This window comes from Oribacterium sp. (assembly GCF_057249185.1).
Map to the genome: position 1 here is coordinate 1 of NZ_DBHIGR010000211.1, position 3,161 is coordinate 3,161.

The 3,161-nt window shown below is 43.2% G+C and carries 2 protein-coding genes; one reads left to right on the forward strand and one right to left on the reverse strand.

All coding sequences use genetic code 11. The features are described 5' to 3' along the window. Positions 1 to 210 precede the first annotated feature (210 nt). Positions 211 to 786 (reverse strand): DJ-1 family glyoxalase III, encoded by a 576-nt coding sequence (locus ACO4PX_RS09515; RefSeq protein WP_472450973.1) that lies wholly within the window; start codon positions 784 to 786, stop codon positions 211 to 213. Positions 787 to 1,107: 321 nt separating this feature from the next. Between ACO4PX_RS09515 and ACO4PX_RS09520 the strand changes: the two genes are divergently transcribed. Next, positions 1,108 to 2,454: a dicarboxylate/amino acid:cation symporter gene (locus ACO4PX_RS09520; RefSeq protein WP_485559125.1), complete on the forward strand. Its 1,347-nt coding sequence runs from the start codon at positions 1,108 to 1,110 to the stop codon at positions 2,452 to 2,454. Positions 2,455 to 3,161: the final 707 nt, after the last annotated feature.

A 3,161-nucleotide genomic window follows, 5' to 3' on the forward strand; every position in this document is an offset into this window, starting at 1 on the left:
CTCGCTTTCAGTAAGTACCAGCGGGCTCAGATTACCCCTATTATAGACACATACTGCATTATTCGCTTCACTTATTGATTTTTACAGTTCTTCACTTCATCGGATTTCGCAAGTATCGGGCTCAGATTACCACTCATTTCATCCCTATCCTATAGAAAACCTGGCTGAATTTAATGCTTCACCTTTTAATGCTACTGGAGAAACAGTAGTCTAAATGCATTCAGGGTGTTGTACCCCTTTCTTCAGCTGGGCGGCCTTTTCAGCGCCTTCCAGTCTTTCCACCAGTGCTAAGGCGAAGTCTAAGGCGACACCCATTCCTCTTCCGGTGATGATCTGTTTTCCCACTTCCACGGCTTTTCCGCTCCATTTTGCGCCGTCTACACCGGAGATGCCTTCTTCGAAGCCAGGGTAGCAGGTGAAGTCTTGCTCTTTCAAAAATCCCAGACGGCCGAAAATGCCGGGGGCTGCACAGATTGCGGCCAGATCCTTTCCTGATTGGAACTGCTTTTCTAAAGCTTCCAGCAGGCTTTTATTTTCCTCTAAGTGGGGAACTCCGGGAATTCCACCGGGTAAGAAAAGTAAATCCGCGGAGGAAAAATCATTTTCCGTAAGCTCGGAAATATTCTTATCACAGAGCACGGTAATCTGATGGGAGCCTTTCACGAGATTTTCCGGAGCAACGGCGATAAGCTCCACCGAAACGCCGGCTCTTCGTAAAATATCCACCACCATTAAACATTCAATTTCTTCCGTGCCCTCCGCAAAAAATGCCAGTACCTTTTTCATAGAAACTCCTTTCAACGCTTTTTGTATTTCATTACTTTTATTACTGCCGGTGTTTTCCTTTCTTGAACTACGATACATATCTTACTCCATTTTTTGAAAAAGAAATAGAGTGAGAAGAACTGTGAGCAGAAGAGCAGGAAAATGTTTGAAAAATCTTTGGAAAATTTTTTCTTGCAAAAAAAAGTATTTTGAATAAAATATTAAAAGTAGTATAAAATTGTAATAATTTCACTAATCATATCAGTAAAATACGGACTTTCTTTGGCGGAAATGTCGTAAATGTGGAGTGTAAGGGTGATTGGTTGAAAGAAGGGAGAGTCTATGGGAGAGAGCAAAGAGACAGTAGAGAGCAGCGGGACTATGCCGCAGAGTAGAGCAGACTTAGGGAGAGAAGGCGGCTCGAAACAGAACCCGCAAAAAAAGGGAGGGCTTGGAGCCTATCAGGAACCGCTGCTTCTCCTGCTTTGTGTAACAATAGGCGCTATTTTGGGATTGGTATTTCGGGAAAAGGTAGCCTTTTTAAAGCCCGTGGGACAGATTTTTTTAAATCTTTTATTTACCCTGCTGGTGCCTTTGATTTTCTTTTCCATTTCCGGCTCCATTGCCAATGTATCGGATACCAATAAGGTAGGAAAATTGCTTTTTTACCTGATTCTGATTTTTGTCAGTACGGCGGCGATAGCGGCGGTTTTGATGTTTACCGTAGTGCACTTCGTGGGGCTGGATACCCGGTTGAACTTAGTGGCGGAAGCCGTGGAGGATGTGAAGAAAACGGATATGGCCAGCCAGATCGTAGATATGTTTACGGTTTCCGATTTTCCCCTGGTCATCAGTCGTGCCCATATCCTGCCTCTGATTATCTTTTCCATCTTTACCGGAATGGCAGTATCTCTAATGGGAAAAGAGGGAGAGTATGTAGCCAATTTTCTGAACCAGTGGTCCAAGGTCTTTTATAAGATGGTTTCTCTTTTAATGAAGCTGGCTCCCATTGGAATCGGAGCGTATTTTGCAGATTTAACCGGAACCTACGGCATTGACTTGATTAAAACCTATGGAAGAGCCTTACTTACATTTTACCCCACGGTTATCGTATATTTCTTCCTTTTCCTTGGCTTCTATGCGTTTTTGGCAGCAGGCCCCTGGGGAGTGAAAAATTTCTTCCGGGTAATTTTCCTTCCGGCATTAACGGCCCTGGGAACCAGAAGCTCTGCAGCAGCCATTCCCTTACAGCTGGAATCCTGCGATGATTTGGGGGTACCCAGAGAAATTTCTTCTGTAGTCATTCCTACCGGAGCCACCTGCCATATGGATGGCGCATGTCTTGCAACAGTGTATGAGATTTTATTGGTTTCCGCTCTTTTTGGCCATTCCTTCCACGGCATAGGAGATTACCTCTATGCGATAGTGGTGTCCGTAGTGGCCAGCGTGGCGGTTTCCTCCGTCCCCGGCGGTGGAGCGGCCATGGAAACTATGATTCTTGCCGCCTTCGGATTTCCTCCACAGGCTTTGCCTATGATGCTGATGCTGACTCAGCTTTTTGACGCCGGATGTACCCTGTTGAACTCCTGCGGCGATACGGTGGCCTCCATGCTGATTAGTAGAATCATGCTGGGAAAGGATTGGTATAAGAAGAAGGAAAACGGAAAGCTTTCCCCTGAAAATGCCTAAAAGGAGGTAAAGGCTGGCTAATTCTCCTTCTGAAAATGCCTAAGGGCAGATGAAAAACCGGCTAAACCGGCTTCTGAAATAAGCCGGCAAGCAACGAAAAAATATACTGTTTTAAAGCAGAAAAAGGACGGTATACTTCATTTATATCTATGCATAAAAGGGATTTATGCAAAAAGCTCAAATTGATAATTATTTTAATAAAGAAAACAGGATAAAATGCCCAAATAGGATTGAAAAAGAATTGACAAGCCGGGAGAAATGGGGTAGAATTGCCTTACTCGAATCGATAAGGATTCGACCTAAAAATTGGCGAACAGGTTTAATCGACCCTTACTACTCTATACAGCAGAGGACCCGACGGAGACGCCGGGTTTTTTGCTATCTATAAGGAAATACAAGGATTTTCCCAAAAGGAGTCAGAAAGAAAAGAAAAAGCTCCTGTGCATAAGGAAGGAGATTTTATGCAATTTCCCTTAAAGATTAATTATAGTAAAAACACATAAAAAGAGAGTTTTATAAGAATTCAAAATTAGACTTTGCCCCCTTCCTTAGATAAAATAGATGCGGTCGGAGAAGAATACACATCATTGTCTTTCCTCAAAATCACTTTTCCGAGAAACAGAAGTGAGCGTAAATTATTTTCCTTTCATAGACCGGAAAGAGCCTATTCGAAGGGGAATTTTTTTTATCTCGATAAGCAAAAGAAA

Coding starts and splice junctions, on each gene's coding strand:
- ACO4PX_RS09515 (WP_472450973.1), bottom strand. CDS start 786: ATGAAAAAGGTACTGGCATTTTTTGCGGAGGGCACGGAAGAAATTGAA.
- ACO4PX_RS09520 (WP_485559125.1), top strand. CDS start 1,108: ATGGGAGAGAGCAAAGAGACAGTAGAGAGCAGCGGGACTATGCCGCAG.